The organism is Enterobacter chengduensis (genome assembly GCF_001984825.2).
In the GTDB taxonomy this organism is placed as follows: domain Bacteria; phylum Pseudomonadota; class Gammaproteobacteria; order Enterobacterales; family Enterobacteriaceae; genus Enterobacter; species Enterobacter chengduensis.
In genome coordinates, this window is record NZ_CP043318.1 from 471,544 (window position 1) to 492,179 (window position 20,636).

13 protein-coding genes, 4 pseudogenes and 1 other annotated feature are annotated in these 20,636 nt (G+C 47.4%); of the genes and pseudogenes, 7 read left to right on the forward strand and 10 right to left on the reverse strand.

Annotated features, from left to right (window positions below):
* Positions 1 to 271: 271 nt before the first annotated feature.
* From lpxC to FY206_RS02315, 4 genes and pseudogenes are all read left to right on the forward strand, one after another.
* A complete protein-coding gene (lpxC, locus tag FY206_RS02300) occupies positions 272 to 1,219 on the forward strand; it encodes a UDP-3-O-acyl-N-acetylglucosamine deacetylase (protein ID WP_023302364.1) in 948 nt (315 codons plus the stop codon).
* 219 nt (positions 1,220 to 1,438) lie between these two features.
* Positions 1,439 to 1,873, forward strand: a complete 435-nt coding sequence (cueR, locus tag FY206_RS02305) for a Cu(I)-responsive transcriptional regulator (protein WP_023336667.1) — start codon at positions 1,439 to 1,441, stop codon at positions 1,871 to 1,873.
* Positions 1,874 to 2,022: 149 nt separating this feature from the next.
* Complete coding sequence (locus FY206_RS02310; protein WP_023302365.1) at positions 2,023 to 5,463, forward strand: molybdopterin-dependent oxidoreductase; 3,441 nt, start codon at positions 2,023 to 2,025, stop codon at positions 5,461 to 5,463.
* Between the two features lie 322 nt (positions 5,464 to 5,785).
* Positions 5,786 to 6,520 (forward strand): annotated as a pseudogene (locus tag FY206_RS02315) (IS5 family transposase).
* On the opposite strand, the gene def reads toward FY206_RS02315, so the two are convergent.
* Together def and FY206_RS02325 are read right to left on the reverse strand one after the other, a co-directional pair.
* Entirely contained in the window at positions 6,509 to 6,961 is a 453-nt protein-coding gene (gene def, locus FY206_RS02320) for a peptide deformylase (protein ID WP_016154430.1), read from the reverse strand. The pseudogene FY206_RS02315 and the gene def overlap by 12 nt on opposite strands.
* 176 nt (positions 6,962 to 7,137) lie before the next feature.
* Positions 7,138 to 8,505, reverse strand: coding sequence for an OprD family outer membrane porin (locus tag FY206_RS02325; RefSeq protein ID WP_016154429.1), 1,368 nt, complete (start codon positions 8,503 to 8,505; stop codon positions 7,138 to 7,140).
* 382 nt (positions 8,506 to 8,887) lie between these two features.
* Between FY206_RS02325 and FY206_RS02330 the strand changes: the two genes are divergently transcribed.
* A complete protein-coding gene (locus tag FY206_RS02330; protein ID WP_016154428.1) occupies positions 8,888 to 9,244 on the forward strand; it encodes an IS4/Tn5 family transposase DNA-binding protein in 357 nt (118 codons plus the stop codon).
* A gap of 671 nt (positions 9,245 to 9,915) precedes the next feature.
* Here FY206_RS02330 and FY206_RS02335 read toward each other — a convergent pair.
* The 4 genes and pseudogenes from FY206_RS02335 to FY206_RS02350 form a co-directional block, all read right to left on the reverse strand.
* A complete protein-coding gene (locus FY206_RS02335; RefSeq protein WP_016154425.1) occupies positions 9,916 to 10,128 on the reverse strand; it encodes a YdgH/BhsA/McbA family protein in 213 nt (70 codons plus the stop codon).
* A 426-nt stretch (positions 10,129 to 10,554) separates the two neighbouring features.
* A complete protein-coding gene (gene istB / locus FY206_RS02340; protein WP_269150626.1) occupies positions 10,555 to 11,295 on the reverse strand; it encodes an IS21-like element helper ATPase IstB in 741 nt (246 codons plus the stop codon).
* A 13-nt stretch (positions 11,296 to 11,308) separates the two neighbouring features.
* Positions 11,309 to 12,852 (reverse strand): annotated as a pseudogene (istA, locus tag FY206_RS02345) (IS21 family transposase).
* A 267-nt stretch (positions 12,853 to 13,119) separates the two neighbouring features.
* Positions 13,120 to 13,575 (reverse strand): annotated as a pseudogene (locus tag FY206_RS02350) (IS66 family transposase); the annotation flags it as partial.
* Between the two features lie 50 nt (positions 13,576 to 13,625).
* Between FY206_RS02350 and FY206_RS02355 the strand changes: the two are divergent.
* A protein-coding gene (locus FY206_RS02355) for an IS3 family transposase (RefSeq protein ID WP_162838707.1) occupies positions 13,626 to 14,866 on the forward strand; the annotation gives its coding sequence in 2 pieces (ribosomal slippage) (positions 13,626 to 13,941 and positions 13,941 to 14,866; 1,242 coding nt in all).
* Positions 13,934 to 14,050: a sequence feature (AL1L pseudoknot), on the forward strand. It overlaps the preceding gene by 117 nt.
* Positions 14,867 to 14,912: 46 nt before the next feature.
* Positions 14,913 to 15,140 (forward strand): annotated as a pseudogene (locus FY206_RS02360) (transposase domain-containing protein); the annotation flags it as partial.
* A gap of 177 nt (positions 15,141 to 15,317) precedes the next feature.
* Here FY206_RS02360 and FY206_RS02365 read toward each other — a convergent pair.
* The 4 genes from FY206_RS02365 to FY206_RS02380 all read right to left on the reverse strand — a co-directional run bounded on the left by FY206_RS02365 (position 15,318) and on the right by FY206_RS02380 (position 20,574).
* On the reverse strand, positions 15,318 to 17,279 hold the full coding sequence (locus tag FY206_RS02365; RefSeq protein ID WP_016154418.1) for a DUF3732 domain-containing protein: 1,962 nt from the start codon (positions 17,277 to 17,279) through the stop codon (positions 15,318 to 15,320).
* Positions 17,276 to 17,764, reverse strand: coding sequence for a three component ABC system middle component (locus FY206_RS02370; RefSeq protein WP_016154417.1), 489 nt, complete (start codon positions 17,762 to 17,764; stop codon positions 17,276 to 17,278). Before FY206_RS02370 ends, FY206_RS02365 begins: the two co-directional genes overlap by 4 nt.
* Entirely contained in the window at positions 17,761 to 18,984 is a 1,224-nt protein-coding gene (locus FY206_RS02375; protein ID WP_016154416.1) for an ABC-three component system protein, read from the reverse strand. Before FY206_RS02375 ends, FY206_RS02370 begins: the two co-directional genes overlap by 4 nt.
* Before the next feature lie 567 nt (positions 18,985 to 19,551).
* A complete protein-coding gene (locus FY206_RS02380) occupies positions 19,552 to 20,574 on the reverse strand; it encodes an IS110 family RNA-guided transposase (RefSeq protein WP_016154415.1) in 1,023 nt (340 codons plus the stop codon).
* Positions 20,575 to 20,636: the final 62 nt, after the last annotated feature.

The window sequence follows — 20,636 nt, forward strand, 5'->3', positions numbered from 1 at the left end:
TTTTGGATGAATAAATATTTTTAATTCACTGATTTCCGTATGGTCTCAACCATAAAGAATATGATGGTAACTAACCCGGGTCAGTCAGTGCGACTCATGCAAGATGCTTGATGTGTATATCGTATAAAATCTTGACCCTATATCAACTTCATGGTTTTTAATGGAACCAAGTCGAGAGTAGCGAGGACGATGAACAGAGCAATAGGGGGAATCATCAATGGAACCTTGTTGCGGACGTTCTGCCTAGTCGCTAGAGCAAACAGAGGTCTCCATGATCAAGCAAAAAACTATCAAGAATATTGTTGAATTAAACGGTATTGGCTTGCATAGCGGTAAAACCGTTAACATGAAAATCATGCCTGCTGGTGCCGATAGTGGCATACGGTTCCGTAGAACAGATGTAACTCCTGTTGTTGATATTCAGCTCCGTGCCGATCAGATTCATGACACTATGCTGGCAACAAGCATTATCAACCCTCAGGGAGTTCGAGTTTCAACAATCGAGCATTTCCTTTCTGCGGTGTCTAGCATGGGGCTTGATAACCTCTTGGTGGAGCTCGATGCTCCAGAACTTCCCATTCTCGATGGGAGTGCCAGAGGATTCATAGACTCAATAATGCACGCTGGTTTGATAGAGCAGTGTGCGCTAAAAAAATATCTTCTGATAAAAAAAACGGTTTCCGTAAAAGATGGCGACAAATGGGCTCTTTTGCATCCAGACTCAAAGTTCTCGATCGATTTTATGATTGATTTTAAGCATCCCTTGATTTCTGCTGAGACTAATAGATTAAATATTGAAGTGTCGAAAGAAAACTATATTAGCGAGATTGCTGATGCCAGAACTTTCGGATTTGTTCGTGATGTAGAACTTCTACAACAAAAAGGTCTTGGGTTAGGGGCAAGTTTGAACAATGCGATAGGGCTTGATGAATATAGCGTTCTGAATCCGGAAGGTCTGCGATTTAATAACGAACTTGTGCGACATAAAACACTGGATGCGATTGGAGACCTCTTTGTATCAGGCCATAATATTATTGGCGCCTACCATGCTTATAAGTCAGGGCATGCATTAAATAATAAGTTGATGCTTGCACTGTTGAATGATGTCGAATCATGGGAATTAGTGAGTGTTGGTGAATATAAAAATGATGCCACTAGAGAAACCATCCTTTCTAAACCCAAAGAAGAGTGTTTTGAGTCATTAAGTATGTGGTCATAAGGGATATGAGTATGTTCGTCACATCTGGTTTTTTACACAGCTTATCTTGATGATTTTTTTCTTGACCTTACCACCACGGGAAGGTCTAGGCTGGATATCGACTAAGTCTTGATGAGCCAAACGGTAACCGTATCACTACGTATGCAAGGTAAGAGTGTCAGAAACGACGTCATTTGAAACTGGATCTGATATTAACAGAATACATTTTGGGAGGTAAGGATGAACATTGGTGATGCTGCCCGGTTATCCGGAGTTTCCGCCAAAATGATCCGCTATTACGAAGAGGCGGGATTAATACCGGAAGTTGCAAGAACTGCAGCCGGGTATCGGATGTACAGCGATATTGATGTGTACAAATTGCATTTTATACGTCGATGTCGGGAGTTAGGTTTCTCTCTGGCGCAAACAGGAGAACTTCTCTGTCTTTGGGGTAACCATTCGCGCCAAAGCGCTGATGTGAAAAAATTAGTCGAGTCACACATCCGCGAGTTGACTGTAAAAATTCAAGAATTTCAGCGTATGGCATCAATACTTACAACGCTTTCTGATTGCTGTGCAGGGGATGATAAGCCTGAATGCCCTATTTTGCGTGCACTGTATCTTGCAGATGTTAACGGTTTGCAGGAATCAGATTCTGGCCCTGAAATTACTTAGCCGCTACCCATATATGACAGTAATTTCAACTGAAATTACGCCCACAAAACAAGATGATATTAACATTAATTGGGTTAGTAATTCTTGGGTGAAAAGAAAGCAATGTGGTTTTTAAAATATATTAACTGTTTTTAGTAGTGAGGTTTACAATGTCAGATATTATTCCCGGATATTGCACACTTTGCCGTTCGCGTTGCGGGACGTTGAATGAAGTAGCAAATGACCACCTGATCAAGGTACGGGCCAACCCTGAACATCCTAATGGTAAGGCCATGTGTATGAAGGGCAAAGCGGCACCTGAGCTGGTGGACAGCGCAAATAGAATTCTGTACCCGATGAAGAGAACCCATCCTAAAGGTGCCGAGAACCCGGGCTGGAAACGTATAAGTTGGGAAGAGGCTATGTCAACGATAGCCGGACAACTGGAAAAATTTAAACGAGAGAACGGAGCTGAATCTGTCGCTTTCGGTTTTACGAGCCCAAGCGGTACCCCCCTCAGCGATGCAATTGAATGGTTAGAGCGATTTGTTCGTATCTATGGCAGCCCAAACACCAGCTATGGAACTGAAATATGTAACTGGCATAAAGACGTTGCACATCGATGGACCTTTGGCTGCGGCATCCCTGTTGCTGACTATTCCCATGCCGATCTTATCCTTCTTTGGGGGCATAACCCCGCGAATACTTGGCTTGCCCAGGCTAGTGCGATTGGTACTGGTCGAAATAACGGTGCAAAACTGATCGTCGTGGATCCTCGCCCGACACCTTTAGCGAAAGAAGCAAATGCCTGGCTTGATGTCAATCCTGGAACTGACGGTGCATTAGCTTTGGGGTTAAGCCATCTCCTGGTAGAAAGAAACCTGTTTAATCATGAGTTTGTTCGAAACTGGACTAATGGTCCTTTGTTGGTTCGAAATGATAATGGTTATTTTCTTCGGGAAAAAGATATTAACCCACTTGCCATCAGTAATCGCTATACAGTTTGGGACGAACACAACCAGCAAGTCACATTTATCGATTCCGAGACTCGAACTGAAGAAACGCTGACGCCTACAGCTGCACTTGAGGGTAATGTTGAAGTTGCAATAGCTGATGGTGCAAAAATTTCCTGCCAAACGGCGTTTTCATCTTTTAAAGATATGTTGGCTAATTATGACCCAGAAAACGTAAGCCGTATCACCGGGGTATCTGTTGCATCAATTGAAGCCGCTGCGAGTTTGATTGCCGGGGCCAAGAAAATCGCCTACCACAGTTGGTCTGGAGTGGCACAACACACTAATGCCACCCAAACAGAACGTGCGATTGCGACACTGTATGCTTTAACCGGTTGTTTCGATCAGGAAGGATGTAATCGAATCTATGCCAGCCACCCGGTGAATGTGGTTAATTCACCGACACTGATGCCAAAATCACAATGGGATAAAGCATTAGGTCTTGAAGAAAGGCCTATCGGGCCGCCTTCACAAGGTTGGGTTCATTCTCAGGATATCTGGCATTCAGTATTAGAAGGTACACCCTATAAAATTCGCGGGTTAATTGGCTTTGGTGCCAACATATTACTTTCACAAAGTGATACTTCTCTCGGACAACAGGCGCTTGAGGCACTTGAGTTTTATGCCCATGTAGATTTGTTTGAAACGCCTACATCAAAGTATGCTGATATCCTTCTGCCAGTAAACACTGCCTGGGAGCGCGAAGGCCTAAGAACCGGGTTTGAAAGTAGTGCTGCTGCTCAGGACCACATTCAGTTGAGAAAAAAAATGGTCTCTCCGCGCGGTGAAAGCCGTTCCGACCTTGAGATTGTTTTCGATCTTGCATGCCGGTTAGGAATGAATGAAGCGTTCTTCGACGGCAATATTGAGGCAGCCTGGAATTATCAACTAGAACCATTAGGTTTGACTGTTGAGATGCTCAGAAATAAGCCAGAAGGTTACGATATCCCGCTTGAGCATAAAGTCAGAAAATATGCTTTCAGAGACCCAAATAGTGGATATCTGGCAGGTTTCAATACAGAAACAAAACGTGCAGAGTTTTACTCTGAGATCCTTCATCGCTATGGTTACAATCCTTTACCTGAGTATGTACAGCCGCAAGAATACCAGCGCAACGATCCTGATTATCCACTAATGCTGACATCCGTTAAAAGCGGATTCTTCTGTCATAGCCAACATCGAAGCCTGACTAGCCTACGAAAAAAAGCACCTTATCCAACGGTAGACATTTCGGCAGCTCTGGCTGACGAAGAAGGTATCAAGACGGGGGATTGGGTAGAAATTGAAACGAGAGCAGGTCTTGCTCGATTTAGAGCAAAAGTGGAAGCCAAACTCTCTCATGAAACTGTAATTGCTGAGTTTGGGTGGTGGCAGGCTTGTCCTGATTTTGGCAAACCTTCATACCCGGTTAAAGGTGAGTACAGTAGCAATTACAATAGCTTAATCAGCGGTGATAGCTATGATCCAGTCAGCGGTGCTTTACCTTTGCGTTCATTCCGCTGCCGCATTCGCCGCTTGAATGATTTTGAGCTGATAAGACGCCCCTGGGAAGGTCGTAAAACATTCAAAGTCATTGAACTGAAAAAAGAAGCAGATAATGTTACGACAGTTACCTTCCAATCGAATAGTGAAGGCTACTTACCTGATTATGAACCGGGCCAGCATATCACTGTTAGCTGTTGTCCGATGAGCGATTCTGAAGAGATCGTTACCCGGGCGTATTCGCTGACAGGCCCTGCGTTTGTTCATGACCGTAAAACCTATTCCATTTCTGTCCGTCATCAGAAAGCGACTGATGAGAAAGGTGAATATGTAGAAGGAATAATGTCATCCTACATAAACACGCATTTGCAGATAGGCAAGGATGTTGAACTTACGCCTCCTGGGGGGAATTTCATTGTCCCGCTCAATGCCGTCCAGCCTGTCGTAATATTTGCTGGCGGTATTGGAATTACTCCATTCATTTCCTATCTGGAGTCTATTAACCCCCAAGCGGAAGGTCCGGAAATCTGGCTTTTCTATGCTAATCAAAATAGTAGGCTACATGCGTTTAAGAAAAGAATTGCGGAGCTAAATGCGTCTATTGACAGGCTTAAAGTAATTAATATCTACAACCAGCCCCTCGACTGTGATATTCCAGGATTGGATTATGATAGAGCTGGTTATGTTGGTGCGGGAGATGTCGAGGCATATCTTATTGAGAATAATGCTCGTTATTACATGTGTGGTCCGCAGCCTATGATGGATGCGATATCCCGAGGGCTTCAGGAGAGAGGTGTACCTGCATTTGCTATTTTCTACGAGATATTTCGTTCTCCGACAAAAATAAATAATGATCCCTCATTACGTCATAAAGTAATTTTTGCAAAATCAGGAAGAGAAGAGATCTGGACCACGGATAAAGGTACTCTGCTGAATTTTGGAGAAAAACTTGGGATTAAAATGCCTAGTGGTTGTCGTGTTGGACAATGTGAAAGCTGTTCAACTAAGGTGATTGCCGGGAACGTGCAGCATCTGAATGGTGTGGAACCCTCTGATGAGGGTGCATGTTTGACATGCCAGTGCATTCCTGCCGGTGATATCACTATTGATGCCTGAGATAGGTATTAGCATCCTTTACATCAGGCCATTTTAGTGGTCTGATGTTATTCAATGGATAACGCTATGTTTTAAAGACATTTTTAATTATTTTGCGCCAATCCAACTCAATAACCGATTTAATGAATTATTTCAGTGCGATCTTCATGAATTTTTATCATCCTCCCCCTTACCTTCAAGTTACTGCAAGTCTTAGCCTGTAAGAAATTACTACAGTCACCAGTTTCGGATTGGCCGAGGAGTTTTAGTGAATGAAAGGCTTGCAATGATAAAATTGAAACTTCATTGTTTTTCTGCATCGAGCCTAAAAAAATGACCGGGTATCCCTGAGCACAAAACCAGCCATCCACTCGATACATACAGGAAACGCGTTGATAACCGCGCTGCCATGGATGCCATATTCTTCTTCCTCAGGACTGGTTGTCTGAACGCCACCGGGATATGTTCATCGAGTTCTGCACACCGGCGCTTTAAGGAGTGGCACGATTCAGGCATTTTTGAGCGCTTCTGGCAGAACGGTTTGCTTGCCTGCGAGCATCTGGACAGCATTGACTGGTCCTGGTTGTCGATGGACGGTTGTATGACCAAATCGCCGCTGTCAGGAACAAAAAACAGGTCGCAATCCTAAGGACAAAGGGAAACAAGGTGTAAAGCGCAGCCTGCTGACGGACGCCAGGGGGCTTCCTCTGTCGCTGGTCGTCGCAGCAGCGAACACGCACGACATCAAATTGGTTGCGGATACGCTCGATGCCCTTCAGGCGGGGCATCCGGGGGGAAACTCAGGCTCTGTCTGGACAAAGGTTACGAAGCTGGATGGCTGAAAACGTATCTGCAGAGTCGCCGTTACGAGCCACATATTCAGTCCCGTAAAGAGGAGTCTGACGCCAGTAAAAACAGGGACTTCAAAGCCCCTCTCTGGGGCGTTGAGAGGACTCATAGCTGGATGAATCGCTTTCGCCGGGTTCTGACCCGATGGAAAAAGAAGGCCGAAAATTACGAGGCTATGTTGCATTTTGCCTGTGGTCTTATCGTCTGGAATAAAGTCCTATTGAGATAGGCTCTTAGTTAATAGAATCCCGTTCATATGGTCTATCATATGCTGTATACAGATCGAGAGAGTACCACTTGCACTAAAATTTATTGTATTCCCAAAAGCATCAAGAGCGGTGACATTTATTTTCTCTGCACGGTATACAAAACGACTGGTTCCTGGTATAGAAAGACATTTTTCCTCAGTGATATTTTTTTCTTCCTTACTCTCAGCAATTACCGGATTAATTAATACTATTGGTTGCACCAGCGATTCAGGGACATCAATTACAGCAATCCTTTGGTGAACACCAACCTGGGTTGCTGTTAAACCTACACTGGATGTACCGTACATAGTGGTAATCATATCCTTAATAAATTGCCGGGTTATCGGTGAAATATGTTCGACGGGCATTGCAATGATCTTCAATTTGGGATCCGGATACTTTAAAACTGATAATAATGACATGCAAGGCTACTCTTTATTTAAATGGCAGTAAAAACGATATGTTTTAAGTCGGACCTGAGTGGAGAACCGGGACAGAAATAACTACCGGACTGACAGCCAGATATAAATCTTCTGCTGCCTGCGAACGTCATTCCGGTCTGTCCTGCTCAACAGCACAACAGACCGGAAACACTATATCAGAGAAGAGGAAGGGTATAACTGACTGTAACCCGGGTTTCATCCTGGTCACGCTGTCCAGCAGAGCCTTTTCTACTTGTGTCAGGCAGAGCGCTGCGCATTGTGGCATTTTTTACGGAGATGCCAAGTCCGTTAAGTATTCCCTCGGGGATAGTATAACTCAGGGCAATATCCCGTTCCCATTCCCCCTTTCGCCCATTCCCGGTATCAATATTATCGGCGTTCAGATAGAGGATACTTAGATTCAGCCCTTTGAGCCCTGCATCAGCAAAATTATAGGCGTACCGTGCCAGCCAGGTTCGCTCCCCCGCCCTGCTGAATTTTAGCAATTGTGCATCAGTAATTAACCAGGTGCTTGTTCCTTCTCCATCACCACGATTCAGATATGGAAAGTCACTTTTCCCCGTCAGCCACTGATAACCACTGCTCACACTGTGACCTCCAGAAGACCATGTCAACTGACCGCTATAAACATTGTTGTCCACTTCTCCCTTTGTGCGATTATTTCCGTAATAACCAGTACTTACATATCCGGCACTCCGTCCTGCAGCACTTCCGTTCTTTCCGTCTGCATCGCTGATGAATATACGAATATCTGATTTCAGGTTCCCGGAAACGATTTTCAGGTTATGTGCCAGTCCGATATAGTTTTGTCTGTAAAAATTATCCAGCTCACCGTAATAGTATGAGAGAGTCATGTCTTTCATAAGAGTATAGTCACCACCGGCGAAATAAAAACGATTACTGCTCCGTGAAGTGGGACCACTTCCATTGGCTCCGGCAATGGACATTCCGCGCATATCTGTGGAGTTACGTCCTTTTGTATGTGTGAGAACGCCGCCGGTCAGACTCAGATCGTCGATATCTGTTGATGATATTTGTCCTCCCTGATATGTCATGGGCAAAAGGCGGGCATCGTTGTATATAACGACGGGATTTTTGGGCTGAAGCGTTCCATAACGGAGTTCCGTATCAGATATTTTTGCCCTGCCGGTAACCCCCAGGCTACCGAACTGATGAACCGCTCTGCCATCATTGTCTAGCGGAAATACTGTACCGGGTTGCCGACCTGACGCCGGTGAGCCTGCTTTACCTCCTCCGTCAAGTCTGATGCCCAGTAGCCCCAGAGTGCTCAGTCCGAATCCCACTGGCCCTTCAGTATAACCTGAATCGTAATTGAGGATGAACCCCTGTCCCCATTCTTCCTGTTTACTGAACCCGTCCCCACTGCGATTATCTGTATTAATATAGAAATTGCGGAGTGTGAGATTGGCCTTACTGTCTTCAATAAAACCGGCTATCGCATTAGGGACTGTAACTCCCGGCATCAAAGCTACAGCAGATATTACGAGTGTAACTATTCTCATTCAGGTAATTCCTTTAGCTTGCCTGATATCAATATACGCGGTAACACGAAGGGAAAATGGCAGAAAATAATGAGGTATTTGTTTACCGCTGCACTAAGTACGAATCCAGTTCATATCAAAAACCATGAAGTGGCTACAGGGTCAAGACTTTTTTTTTCAGACTGACTGCTTATACCATGGATTGGCCCTATGCACCGTGTTTCTGCTGGTTGTAAGACAGGAGACTTCCGTTTAGACCGGCACTGTTTTCAGGGAGGGAATCAATCTGATGTATCAAGCGAATTGGGTTAATTGTAAGCGTCCAGCGAGACTTGCAACTACCCACAATTATATTAAGGTAATCATTATGATAATCAGCTAAATTACTTTCAGGGATGGTTGAATGATTAATCAGGAACAGACTTCGCTTTCATGGCTCGATGAGGAAATTAATTCTTCTGTCTTTAGCGATCGCCGCCGTGCCAGTCGTTTTAAAAGTCTCATGCAAAAACTCTGGCGGGGGATGGGCAACAGCCTCCCTTTTGCCTGCCAGGATAATGCAGCAACAAAAGCCGCTTACCGGTTCCTTTCCAGTGACAGGATTGATGAGCAGCACCTGCTGCAGGGACATTCCGAGGCTACCAGTCAAAGGATATATGCGCTGCAAGGTGAGAAGATTCTACTGCTTCAGGACACCACAACATTTGGCTACCACCGGGATAACCCTGATGCAGTAGGATTTGCAGGCAATCACACCTAATCAAGATGGGGAATGATGCAGGTGTCAATTGTGGGATCCTGATGCATTCGAGCCTGGCAGTGACGACATCAGGGCTCCCGCTGGGTCTGACCGCGGTGAAGTTCTGGACCCGAAAAAAATTCAAAGGCACTAACGCACTTAAAAGGAAAATTAATCCGACCGTTTTTTTACATCAGATCACTGGCTGACAGTCAAAGACGTGGCTCACGTCTTCATGGTTGACATAGTCTGTCCGGACAGAGATGTCCATATCCGAGCAAGTTTCCGGCAGGAACGAGGTTGCCATAGCTCCGGATGAGAGCATGCCAGTCAGAATCAGTACTGCAGTCACGCTAAATTTTTTCATCTGTATATTCCTCTTCATCAGATATCGCCGTTTCACCTGTTAATGTGTATTAAAAACCCTGTGGTTCATACAGGGTCAACACCCTTACGCTGTTTTTTCTGGTGGGATAAGGACAAAAAAAAAGGCTACCTGGGGGTAACCTGACTAAAACAGTCATCAAGGAAAACGGACAACAGGGATAGGGTTGTCCTGGAGGGTGTGTCCGCATGTGAGGTCGCCGGCGGAACCGGAGGTGACCCCCACTATAGTGGCAGTCAGTCCGGCAGTTCCCTCTGCGACCATCTCACGCGTTTACTGCTCAGGTTCAGGGTAATACCGTCCCGGATTACTTATCAAGTACTGCAGTCACGCGGGCAACGTTTTTCTGGTCTGCACTGGTGATGCGGTAGGACGAAGCACCGGATTCCTGGGCGATAGCGGCAATTTTCGCTTCCGCGTTGTTCAGGGTGTCAGCAGTAACGCTGACGGACTGGGCGAAGCCGGAGAAAGAAACTACGGAGAGCATACCGGCAGCAGCAAGCAGTTTGATGTTTTTCATGGTCATATTCCTTGGGTTATCTGGTCATCTGGTCATCTGGTGATACCGGCGTCATCGCCGTCTCACCTGTTGATGTGTATTAAAAACCCTGTAGTAAATACAGGGTCAACAAGTTATTTTGTAAATTATTGTCGGCTGTGTTTTTGTCGTTTTCATACAACCCAGCTCTTGAAAGAGCCTCACTGTGGCTGACGAGAAATGAGAAAATACGGCCGTAACAGACACCGCGAAACCGGGATTGCGCTGGGGAGATAGGTCGGTGCAGGGCAAGTTAACTTACAGGATTAGTGAGGGTTTATGATGTTACGGCTACTGATTAAGTACGCGTGCGTATTCTGGCGAAGTTGAACGGTTATTCCGGAGGAACGTGAACGCGTTATTCCCTAACGCGCCCTAACTTCTTTTTATTACACCGACCGTTCACTTTCAGTCAACCTGTGCCAGTCGTTTTCTCATCGACTCACCCTTCATTTCCAGCCGGTGGGAGTTATGCATCAGACGATCAAGGATCGCGTCTGCCAGCGTGTTATCGCCAACGCAGCCATACCACTCATCCGTTGGCAGCTGGCTTATCATCACCGTGGCGTTCTTTCCGTATCTGTCATCCATCAGTTCCAGCAGATCGTTACGCTGCGCTGGCAGCAACGGCTCAAGGCCCCAGTCATCCAGGATAAGCAGCTGCGTTTTTGACAGCTGAGCCAGCTGCTTTCGGTAACTACCGTCTGCGCGGCTGTGCGTCAGTTCAACCAGCAACCGGTTCAGTCTCCAGTACTGTACGCTGTAACCCTGCTGGCAGGCGTTGTTGCCAAGGGCGCAGCCCACATAGGTTTTGCCGCAACCGCAGGGGCCGGTTATCAGCAGGTTCTGCCCCCTGACCACCCATTCGTTCTGGCTTAGCTGAGCGATCCGAGAACGTTCCAGGTTTCTCGCTGGCTGGTAGTCGATGTCCTGGACCGAGGCTTCAAGCCTCAGGCGGGCTTTTTGTAGCAGACGTTTCTGTTTACGCTGATCCCTTTCGAGTGATTCGCGCGTGACCAGCAACGCCAGTCTTTCCCTGAAGGAGAGCTCTTCGTAAGTGCCGGGTTGCTCCATCTGTGAGGACAGCGCGGCCGCCATTCCCGTCAGTTTCATTTCTGTCAGCTGTTTCATCAGCGTATGTGGCATTATCGGATCCCTTGTTTCAGTGGAAGTGGCGTGGGCCACGGATGTTTTCATGTTCCTGAGGAAGCTCCCGGGACGGGTGCAGATCTTTGTCCGCCGGAACCAGGTCGCGGTTATTCTTCAGGATCGACTTTATCTGCTTCAGCCGGGTTAACCCCTCTGCATTGGCCAGCCGACAGCTGTTATTGACGCGCTCAGAAGGATATTCACGCGTCAGGCTCAGCAGCCCCAGACACAGGCGATAGGCCTGTTCCGGATGCGCTTTTTCAGCCAGACGCTCGCTGACCCACGTGAAGGTGTCGGAGCCCACACCGGCCGCCCAGCTTTTCAGCCGCTCTGGCGTCCACTGCTGATGATGACGATGGCGCTCCGGCATATGTTCTGCTGCCGTACTGTTGCCCGGATGAAGACGCCGCGGGTGACTGGCGATCATCTGCCCGTCAGACCAGACTTCAAGCAGGTTGTCGAAGGCATGAAGCTCCACCGTTTTACCGACGTGCTGATGGGGGACTGAGTAGTGATGCTGTTCATATTCCACGTGATAATCGATATTCACCTTCGCTTTTTTGATGTGCCGGTAGCGCCACTGCTGCACCGGTAATGGCCTGAGCACAGTTTTGTCCAGCCTTTCGAAGGCCTCACGGCGATTGCCCGGCAGTTTTTTGAAGGGACGTTCGTTGAGCCCGGTTACCAGCGTACGGATACAGTGGTTCAGCTCAGCAAGCGAGAAGAAGACCTGGTGACGGAGCCGGGCCAGGATCCAGCGTTCGACGATCTGAACGCCAACTTCCGCCTTCGGCTTGTCTCTGGGTTTTCTGGGGCGGGCAGGTATCACCGCAACCTGATAATGCTCAGCCAGCTGCTGATAGGAGGGATTCAGTTCGGGATCGTAACGACTGGCTTTGCTAACCCCGCTTTTCAGGTTATCCGGAACCAGGATTTCGGGGACTCCACCGAAGAACTCCAGCATCCTGACGTGGCTGAGAAGCCAGTCTGACAGCGACTGCGTATAGGTAGCCTCCGCGAAGGTGTAGTTTGATGCGCCCAGCACCGCCACGAAGATCTGGGCCTGCCGGCATTCACCCGTCTCAGGTGAGATAACCGACACTGTGGGTCCACAATAGTCGATAAAGCATTTTTCACCGGCAAGATGCTGCTGGCGCATGGAGCGTTTCTGTGACTGGCACCAGGTCTGGTAGCGGCAGCAGAACTGCGAGTAGCTGTACGCCCGAACCGGCATCCTCTGGCAGTATTCCTCCCACAGCAGGTGGCGGGTGACGCCTTTTTACGCAGCTCCATATGGATTTCAGCCCAGTCGGGATCCTCCAGCGCGCCAGGACGACTGTCAGACTCAGGATAAAGCAGACTGGCAAGTAGGGGCTCTGACATTCCTTCCGGAAGTGGCCAGGAGATCCCAGCGGCTTCAAGTCGTTTGAGCATTTTCTGGATGGCACCCGTGCTGACATCTGCGCACTGGCTTATCTGGCGGAAGGACAGGCCGACTTCAAAACGCAGCCTTAAAATTTCATGGATTTTATGCATTGCGATTCTCTTGTTTGGCATATATCACACCCTGGAATAAAAGGGATAGATATAGCATCAAAAATCAATGCGTTAAGAATGATTCTGGCAACGTGAACGGCAATTCCGGTCGGGTGAACACCGATTCTGGCAAAATGAACAGTGATTCTGGTCATGGTGCAAAATCGGGGTATTTTCCGCCGGAATACGCGTTCACGCAAAACCAGAAATAGCGTTCACGTTCCGCCAGAATACGCAACGCGATCACCGCCGGAATGTGTAAGCGTTAAACGAGCGCCGTATTGACGGTTATTTATCGGTAAGAACCACGTTCCATGGCAGCAGTTCCGCCACTTTGTTGCTGGGCCATTCCGGCAGTACGCTCAGGATATGGCGAAGGTAGGCCTCCGGATCGATACCATTGAGCCTGCATGTTCCGATAAGACCATACAGCAGGGCTCCGCGCTCACCGCCGTGGTCGCTGCCGAAGAAGATAAAATTCTTTTTCCCAAGACAGACGGCACGAAGGGCTCGTTCGGCTGTGTTGTTATCAGGCTCTGCCAGGCCATCATCACAGTAGTAGCACAGCGCATCCCACTGGTTCAGGGCATAAGCGAACGCTTCGCCCAGACGGGATTTTTTCGACAGAGTGGCGCTTTTCTCCACTAACCAGTCATGCAGGGATATCAGCAGCGGCTTACTTCGGGACTGCCTGGCTGCCAGCCGCTCAGTTGCAGGGAGGCCCCGTATTGCTTCTTCGATTGAACCGCCCCGGGAATCCTGGAGACTAAACTCTCAGTAAAAGGAGATCCCTGATGAAATCAAAATCAGCTAATCGTTACCCGCCGGAATTACGTGAGCGCGCTGTCAGAATGCTCATTGAGCATCTTGATGAATATGACTCTGAACCGGATGCTATCCGTGCCATATCGTCAAAAATTGGTTGTCATTACGATACCCTGAAAGGCTGGCTACGCCAGCACAGAAATGACTTACGCGGTGGTATCAGCCCCGTCAGGACTGGTGATGGCGAGCTGACCAGTAACGAACGTCAACGTTTAAAAGAGCTGGAGAGGGAAAACCGGGAGTTGCGTCGCAGCAATGATATTCTGCGTCAGGCATCAGCCTATTTTGCTCAGGCGGAGCTCGACCGCCACTGGAAAAAATAATGCCACTGCTCGAACGTCTGAGTGGTGCCCACGGGGTCGGGCCGGTATGCCGCGAGCTGGATATTGCCCCGTCGACATATTACTGGCATCAGCAACGTCAGCAATCGCCGGAAAAACACAGCCTGCGCTCGCAGCGTGATGCGCTTCTGAAGGTGCAGATACAGCGGGTGTACGACGATAACTATGGCGTCTATGGAGCCCGCAAGGTCTGGCGTCAGTTACAGCGGGAGGGCATCGGCGTGGCCAGATGTACAGTGGTACGGTTGATGAAACTGATGGGGCTCGCAGGCGTGCTCCAGGGCAAAAAAGTCCGCACCACAACCAGTCGCAGAGATACCGCAGCACAGGACAGGGTAAACCGCCAGTTCGTAGCGGAATGTCCCAACCAGCTTTGGTGTGCAGATTTTACCTACGTCATCACCTGGCAGGGCTTCGCCTATGTGGCGTTCATTATCGACGTGTTCGCTGGCGTCATCGTGGGCTGGCGGGTCTCATCATCGATGGAAACGTCGTTCGTCCTGGATGCGCTGGAACAGGCACTGTGGTCACGGCGACCTTCGGGCACCATCCATCACAGCGACAAAGGCTCTCAGTATGTCTCGCTGGCCTACACGCAGCGGTTGCAGGATGCAGAGCTGCTGGCTTCCACGGGGAGTACCGGTGACTCGTATGATAACGCGATGGCGGAGAGTATCAACGGTCTGTACAAAGCGGAGGTCATCCACCGTCAGGCCTGGAAGAAGCGCTCAGAAGTGGAACTGGCTACGCTGGCATGGGGGGACTGGTACAACAATCGTCGGTTGCTGGAACGACTTGGTCACATCCCTCCGATAGAGGCAGAAAAAGCGTATTACGCTTCCATCGGGAACAAGGTTCTGGCAGCCTGAACTTCCGAACTTAACTCTCTCCAGGAAAACCGGGGCGGTTCAGTATGAAAACGCCCTCCGGGTGGTTGCGCTGGGGCGCCGTAACTACATGTTCTTCGGCTCTGATGGTGGTGGTGACAGTGCGGCAGTGATGTACAGCCTGATCGGTAGCTGCAAACTTAACGGCATCGAGCCGGAAGCCTGGCTGCGCCATGTGATCAGCGTCATCAACACCTGGCCCGCCAACCGCGTGAAAGAACTGCTGCCCTGGAACGTCACCCTCTCTGTAAACTAATTTTTACCCCACGTCCTTCACGGTGCGCTTACGGTCAGGCGGAGTTAAGGTATTGTAGAAGTGTTGATTTCGGCGGGCTTAGAATGCAAAAACGGACCACCATGGAGGTCCGTTGATATGAATTTGGTGCAAGACTCGCAATCGAACCAAAGATGCGGGGATTTTCAAAACTCGTGCTTAATTTGGTAATTCTGACGGTAAAGGCCAGTCTTCTGGTACCAGGGCAGGGGGCTTGGTCCAGGGAAGCTCGGTTAAAGCATCCTGGAACCACTGGTCGCGAAGATTTGCGTGCTCTGTCACGATAAGCTGGAAGCCTGGGACTTCTTCTTGTGTAAACTTCAGCAGTAACGCAAACAGTCTACGTACTGCTGCTAAGTCAGCATCAGCTTCCGTTTTCTGAACAGTACCATCAGCTTCCTGGTAAATTTTTTCAGAAGGGAAATAAACTTGGGTAGGCTGATCAATTAAAAGAAACTGAGGAATGGGGCAATTGTTCTTTGAAGCAAAGAGATGAAGGGCTAACAAGGCAGACAGGTGATAAGCGAGATGATTTTCGCCACCGCCAGTTCGACTCATTGGTACCGGACGATCTGTACGATCAAAGATAATAGTCATTTGGCTTAGATCAAACCGTGCAGGGAGCCCCTGAAATTCTGCATCAAAAGCCTGGATGTAGCGTGTAATCTGTGACGAAATGTTATTCAGAATAGATATGAGTCTTTCATGGCTGCTATCAGCTCCAAATTTCCTTTGTAGGTCTTCGACTTTGAGCTTTAGACGACGATTTTCTGCTTCATATGTGGCCAGTTCTGAGTTAGGTACAAGGTCTTCAAGGAACAAACTTATACGACCAATTACTCTTGCCGCAGCATTATTGCGTGTGCCTAATTGCTCAATAACTTCGTTTGCCGCGATTGCCGCAGCAAGCTCCACTTCTTTGGCTCTTATCGAACTTACAATGGTCTGAACCTCATCTTCTAGTTCAGTAAGATAAACATCCATTTTAGGGCGTTGGCCAGCCACAATGCTCATTTCAGCGTCGAGAGTTGTTAGTTCGCTCAGGAGTGCTTTAGCAATTGGAGATTCCAGTGCTAAATTTGCTTCACAGAATGGCCATTGCCATTCACCAGTTTCCGGATTTTTCGGTAGAGCCTTGATAGAAGATAATCGGTCTTGCTGCTCTAAAACTTCGTTTTCAAAATTACCTGATTGCTTGGCATACATCCGAGCAGAATCAATTCGGGACTGGGTCTGACGTCTGTCTTGTCGTAAACCAGCAATTTCATTTTCAAGAATGGATATTCTATGTCCATCGTCTTCAGGTAGGGGGGACGGAATCCATTGCATTGCAGAACGCAAAACATCAATTACTTCGTCAGTTCCGATTCTCTCTTTGTCTTGTGTGATGATACCCACGGCTCTGGCTTCAGATAAAAGCCCAGAACCTTTTAGCAGTGATGTATCGATTGTATCGCGAGCTTGTTCAAGACGTTTGGCGTTGATTTTCAGATCTCGTTGTGCTGTTCGGAGTTTGGCCTCAAGTTCATAGCGATCATTTGATGAAATACCTAAAAGAATCGGTAATGTGTCGCGAATAGCTTGTGGCTGAAATGCCTCATTTTGTCGATAAAAAAGTTGATCTTTATTTGCTACAAGGCCCTGCTTTTGGAAAAGGTAATAAAAAGTATGCTTGATGTTTGCTTCAAAGCTTTCTCTGCTGTGCCCAATTGCCACGTCTGTACGGTTCTCGCGGATGCCAAGTAATCGTGACAACAGTGCGACTACAGAATCATCATCGGTGTTAACCGAGAGGTCTTTGAAATTTGGTGCGGTCAGTTCATTTCCTCGTCGCAGCATAACGGTGCCACAGCTTGTGGCTCCTGCATTTGGTGTTGGTTTCGCGATTAGTACTTGTTCCTGTGAAAATTGATAAATGACTGCGAACCATGACACTTTATCGCGAATAATACCTTCTGGTACGTTAAAAGTAGATCGACCCATACAGTATTCAATGATCTCAGAAAGAGCTGATTTACCGGTTGAGGAACGGCCAGTAATGACATTTAAACCATTAACCTTAAATTGCAGGTCCCGACGTTGGCCATCATGGCTGTAGACATGAATCGACTTAATTTTCATGGGCGTATTCCAAAGGTCGTGTACACCGTAACGCGATCTGCAATACGGGCAAATTCTTTTCCTATATAGCGCGCGACACGCTGGCATGAGATTGATTCTTCAGTCCCTATGACCGATTTGCGAACTTTATTAGGTATTGTTTTCAATCGGCCGTCTTGCGTTACGACAAAACATCCTCGTTCCATGAGCACTCCAAAAGCTTCAAGCGTAAATGGCAGCATATTATTGACGCGGTTAGCAAAATTAATGAGTAATTTGGGATTGTTTTCTATAGTTTTCAAAAGGTAGCGGCGAGGATTTTCAGCAAACACTTGGCGAGAATCTTTTTGCAGACATAATGGTAAAACTAAAAGAGCGAGAGAAAATGGCATGCCCTGTGAGTTTTCCTCTTCGTAGCTCTGCATTGCTCTGAATAGTACAACACCACAAAATGCAGGATTGAAAAGATTCCTTATCTCGAATGGACGCTGATCCCATTGCTTCATGCTTGGGCTCCCAACAATTGCCCAATTCTATTTAGGAAGTGGGGATGCCAGAAAATTTTGGGTAGTGGTCTACTGTTCGCAAGGATGTGAAATCCTCCTCGAACTACATAAGGCTCAGTCACTCGTTCTCGGATTCGCAATGAGTGAATATTACCACTTTCAAGATCGGCCCATTGATACAATGCTTTTCCCGCAGTAATAAGTACTTCGTCAGCTGAATTTTCATCTAATTCTTCAAAAACTACGTCTTTATAGCGACTCCATTCATCAACAAGGCGGTCTTCATAATCTTCCATCTCTCCTGTTACCAAAAGGTTTTCACGCGCCCATGAAGAACGCTGCTCAAATGCTCGGTAGTAGTCGAGAATAGCGTTTCGGATACGATTAGAGGAAACCCCTATTTCACGGAGTTGCACAACAAAGAGCCTGGGATCATTCATCGCATCGATTTCTCCAACGGGAATTTTTCCTCTGAACGTAATCGGCAGATTGTCCGATTTGTACTCTTCAGAAAATGCTGCAAGTTTGTCGGAAATCTCATAACCAAAAATCGCCTCTTTACGTTTCCCTGTTAGCAGATCGACTATCGTGTTATTCCACCACCCTTCAAGTCGTTCAAAAATAGCGTCTCGGTTATCGCGTCTAATGATACGCATGTGTTGATTTTTGATAATTGTTGGGAGGTCTTCAATGCGAGGCCCGCCATCAAATATGATTATCCGTGATAAGAAGTCATCTTTTTGCTCATCAGTCAGTTTATTGAACTCATCGGCTATTGCCGTGATCAGTTTTGACTTGCTTCTAGCCAGAGCTGTGTTGGTGAGTTGAGTTATTGATACTGAATTATCGTCTTTTGTTGGCGGTTCGACTAAGAAGTGTTGCAGGAACGAGGAGTTTGAGATAGATCCGGTCGTAAACAAAAAGAAACGAAGATTTGCTTCGGTTTTACCATCACGATTATAGCGGTCAAGCCAGATGCGGACTGACTTCCAAAAATCGGTAGACAGGTCGGTTAGAGTATCCCCATCCCCTTTGTGTTTGAGCGATGCCAGTGTTTTGACACCATCAAAACTAACGAAGTCTAGGTCATCATCTTTTTCGATCAAAACAGATGTATCTTCTGGCCACTGAAGAAGCTTAAGTAGCGCAAAACGAGGCTGATAGATATACCCTAAGCCCTGTTCACCAGCAGCGTATTGATCGCTAGATACTCCGGTCATTTTAAGTCCCTGCGTCGATTGCGCTTTCAGCTGTACGGAAAATGGCTCATGAAAGCAACAAGTTACCATCCAATGTTTGGTGGTACGTATCACATCATCGATATTAGCTTAAAACAATACCACTGTGTTTCCTGCGTGAATAGAAAAAGTAAGTACTTGAGAATGCTAAATGTGAAGTGAATAGCCTTCCGTGCCGAGGTTTATCGTGCTGATGAGGCACTTTGTAACCTGAATGGAAAACGGCGTTCGGTCATGTGAAGGTTTTTGTTGTAAAAACGCTTCTTAATAGGGGGACCTATATGGTCTTCCCCCGTATTGCAAGAACGCAGTGACAATGAAAGTAACAGGTTTGCTTTCGTATATTCGGCCTGTTGATGAAGCTACTGCTTCTGGCCTTGATGAAACATTCGCGCATATCGTCCTTAACGCTTACACGGCCTTGATTAATTCTGGCCAAGCCCCGATCCCAGGTTTTCGATATGCAGGTTTGACCTGTTTTTCATCGTTTCTGCTTTCTACGCAATGCTGGAGTTAACGGTATAAATTACCCTGTTTCAACTTCTTATTTCATGCTACCGAAACCCGGTAAACTTCATTACGAGTGATAATAACCCAGACAATACGAATTAACTTATTTGCCAGGGCGACGACTGCCCTGTTAAATCCTCGTTTCTCCCGGACCAGGTTAACCCATGAGCTAAGTTGATCCGTTTTGCCTGCGGATCTGAACAAAACAGCTCGGGCACCATGTATCAGCATTGATCTGACGTAGCTGTTTCCACATTTGGTGATCCCCAGAAGAACCTGTTGCCCCCCTGTGCTGAATTGTCGTGGAACCAACCCAAGAGCCGCTGAAGCATCCCGACCTCTTTTAAACTGTTTTCCATCACCCATCCAGCTTTTCACTGCCAGACTAACCAGTGGACCAAAACCCGGAATAGAAAGTAGGCGCTGGCATACTGAATCCCCGGCGGCATTTTTTCGCTGTCGGTTGTCATACCATATGAGTTCATCATCCAGAGCCGCCAGCCGCTGATATTGCCGTTGTAACAGTTCACGCATCTGGGGCGTAAATCCATTCTCTGCATCTTCAAGCAACTCGGGTAATTTACGTCGAAGCTCAGTTGCGCCTTTACGCAAAACAATACCATACTCTGCCATTAACCCTCTGATATGGTTGATTAACTGCGTTCTTTCTTCAGAAACAAGTCGTCGCATTTTTAAAAAGGTTTGTTCATCCTGCTGAGATAGCGTTTTTACCGGAACTGGGCGAATTGTTCCGTGCCAGCAGGCTTCGGCAATGGCCTGAGCATCGTTATAGTCGTTTTTCTGGCGACGCTGATAAGCCCTGACGTGCTGAGCGGGTAGCATCACAACATCATGCCCCGTCTTTTGAATTTCTCTGGCCCAGTGATGAGAAGCACCACATGCCTCCATGGCGACAATCATCCTGGACTGTGTCGTAAACCAGCCAATCAACTTTTCACGAGAGAGCTTAATCCTTCCACCAGGCTTCCCTTCCGGTGAAAGGCTGAAAAGATAAAAATTTGTTTTCGCAAGATCAATTCCAATAATGTTCAGCCTTGACATGGTTTCTCACCCTTTCAACGCTGATTGAATTACCACCATCATGACGGTATTGAGAGTCGCCG